This is a genomic window from Methylobacterium sp., assembly GCF_019750675.1.
GTDB lineage: Bacteria > Pseudomonadota > Alphaproteobacteria > Rhizobiales > Beijerinckiaceae > Methylobacterium.
In genome coordinates this window covers 1-2229 of sequence record NZ_JAIEOF010000422.1, presented here as the reverse complement: position 1 = coordinate 2229, position 2229 = coordinate 1, and the positions used below count along the sequence as shown (strand labels likewise).

The 2229-nt window shown below is 66.0% G+C and carries 4 protein-coding genes; 3 read left to right on the top strand and 1 reads right to left on the bottom strand.

Annotated elements, in window-relative coordinates:
• The first annotated feature begins 422 nt into the window (after window positions 1-422).
• Together K2X24_RS22295 and K2X24_RS22290 are read left to right on the top strand one after the other, a co-directional pair.
• Window positions 423-698: a hypothetical protein gene (locus K2X24_RS22295; RefSeq protein WP_292501224.1), complete on the top strand. Its 276-nt coding sequence runs from the start codon at window positions 423-425 to the stop codon at window positions 696-698.
• A 346-nt stretch (window positions 699-1044) separates the two neighbouring features.
• A complete protein-coding gene (locus K2X24_RS22290; RefSeq protein WP_366934548.1) occupies window positions 1045-1320 on the top strand; it encodes a hypothetical protein in 276 nt (91 codons plus the stop codon).
• Between the two features lie 45 nt (window positions 1321-1365).
• On the opposite strand, the gene K2X24_RS22285 is transcribed toward K2X24_RS22290, so the two are convergent.
• On the bottom strand, window positions 1366-1923 hold the full coding sequence (locus K2X24_RS22285) for a metallophosphoesterase (protein WP_292501219.1): 558 nt from the start codon (window positions 1921-1923) through the stop codon (window positions 1366-1368).
• A 118-nt stretch (window positions 1924-2041) separates the two neighbouring features.
• On the opposite strand from K2X24_RS22285, the gene K2X24_RS22280 reads away from it, so the two are divergent.
• A partial coding sequence (locus tag K2X24_RS22280) for a hypothetical protein (RefSeq protein WP_292501217.1) occupies window positions 2042-2229 on the top strand: 188 nt, incomplete at its 3' end.

The window sequence follows — 2229 nt, the reverse complement described above, 5'->3', positions numbered from 1 at the left end:
ACATCCCGGTCGCGCGCCGATCTCCGGCTCGATCGGCCAAATCGGGTCGGCGACCGCGTGCAAAGCGCGTGCATGGGCCTGCCTCGCTGGAACGAGACAACCCAAAAAGGCGAATAATTCTCTTTACGATCGACATGCCCCGCGCGGAGCGTTCGAGCCCGCCGATCCGGCGCGATCGGGACCTCGACCATCGATGCGGCCGGCCCGATGCCCGGCGTCATCCTTCAGGCCGACCCAGCGGAACCCGGACGATTTCCGCCGGCCGCCTTCCCACTCGAGGGAACATCCCACAACGGACATGGACAAAGCGGAGGGTGCCGCTGGATTAAAAGAGTCACAAATGTACTTCCTCTTCCAAAATCATTCCTCTAGACAGACAAGCCGATCGTCTCGACCCTACGCCCACTGAACGCGAGCCTTCGATGAGTGACGAAACCAATTCCTTGATCGTGCAAATGCCGGGCTTCGACGAAGATTATTATCGGTCTCATTGCCCCGACGCGGCAGATCACGAGGGGTCCGCGCTCGACCATTACTTGAACGTCGGCTGGAAGGCAGGCATCAATCCGAGCAAAGGATTCGATGGCAATGCATACCTGGCTATCAACACCGATGTCAGGGAGGCGGATATCTGCCCGCTCGTACACTTCCTCAACTATGGCCTCGCCGAGGGGCGCGCTTTTTCGCAAAATTCGTAGCCTCAGGTGATCCTGATCTCGATCGAGAGGGTGCGACCGGTGCGTTGAGCTTACGCGCCCGCTTCGCCCACCCACCGAGATCTCGGCTCGCCTCGGGCTCGACGATCCCGAACCCGAATCGATACCGGTTGGCAGCTCCCCCCCGATCGGCGGAGTTGCGGGCCCCGGCCCCAGGACGGTGTCAGCTGCCGAAGGCTGATTTCGGGATCGTCGCGCCGCGAGGCGAAACTCGCCCGGTGTGACCGGCTTGCACCTTGCCCCTCGTCGTCGGGGCGCCTTATAGATTTTCGCTATGAAGTCCCTCCGCCTGAAACGTCGAACCGGACAGCCCGGAAAACCTTCCGCGATGGCGGGCTTCGATCCTGTTTATTATCTTTATTGGTACAGGGACGTCGAGCAATACGGCGGAACCCCGCTCGATCACTACCTGACGATCGGTTGGAAGGAAGGGCGCGATCCGAGCGCCGGTTTCAGCACGGATGGCTACCTTGCGGCCCATGCCGACGTCCGGGCGAACGGCGCCAACCCGCTGATCCATTTCCTGCAGTTCGGCCTCGCCGAGGGCCGACGCGGATGGGAGAAGGATCCCCAAGCGCCCGCGCCACGGCCGCGCCTGCTCTGACGCGAAGGGGCGCGCAGACGCCGCCGGCCGAACAGGGCCGGGCGGTCAGCGTAGCCCCCGCGCCGCCATTTCCTCCGGCGCGCGGTCGGCCCCATCCTGCCGGGCGATGAGCGTCGCCAGTTCGACCGGACGGTAGTCCCAGGCATCCGCACCGACGTCGCAAGCGCGGCTGGTATCGGGCAGGCAGGCGTGCGTGTGCCCGTAGAGGTGGCGCGTCTCCCGCCAGAACCCCGGCCAGGACCGATGGGGGTAATGCGACAGGAACAGGCGCCATGCCCGTCCCTGCCCGTCCTGCACCGTGATCCGCGCGCTCTCCACCGGCGGCTCGGCCCAGGGTAGATCCAGCACCCGGTTGGTGTCGTGGTTGCCGCGCACCAGGTGCTTGACGCCGTTGAGCCGGGCAAACACCGCCGCGCAATGGGCGCGGCTGGCCCCGGCGGCGAAATCGCCGAGGTGCCAGACGGAATCGTCCGGCCCGACGACCGCGTTCCACCGTGCGATCAGGGCTGCGTCGTGCGCGTTGACGGAGCCGAAGGCCGTCCGGCGCCGTTGCACGAGGGGAGCATCACCGAAATGCGTGTCGGCCGTGAAGAACGTTGCCATGCAGCCTGCGGGCGGGTGCGCCCCGGCGGGAAGCGGGGACGTGTCGCGGTCCCGCCAGATGGCGCAGCAGGCCACACCCGCAAGCCGGTGCGACCTCGCCGACCGCAGAGGCGCCGCGATGGCTGACCCGTCCGACGATTCCACGCGCTGCGTCCATTACGTGGGCTTCCGGGACGACCGCTACTGGAACGCCTATCGGATCTTCGGCGGCCCCCGGGTGATCCATCGGCGCTGGGACTTCTACGCCACCCGCGATGTCGGCCCCGGCGACGTGGTGATCTTCGCCGAAGGTGATGCGGACCAACC

Coding starts and splice junctions, on each gene's coding strand:
- K2X24_RS22285 (WP_292501219.1), bottom strand. CDS start 1,923: ATGGCAACGTTCTTCACGGCCGACACGCATTTCGGTGATGCTCCCCTC.
- K2X24_RS22290 (WP_366934548.1), top strand. CDS start 1,045: ATGGCGGGCTTCGATCCTGTTTATTATCTTTATTGGTACAGGGACGTC.
- K2X24_RS22295 (WP_292501224.1), top strand. CDS start 423: ATGAGTGACGAAACCAATTCCTTGATCGTGCAAATGCCGGGCTTCGAC.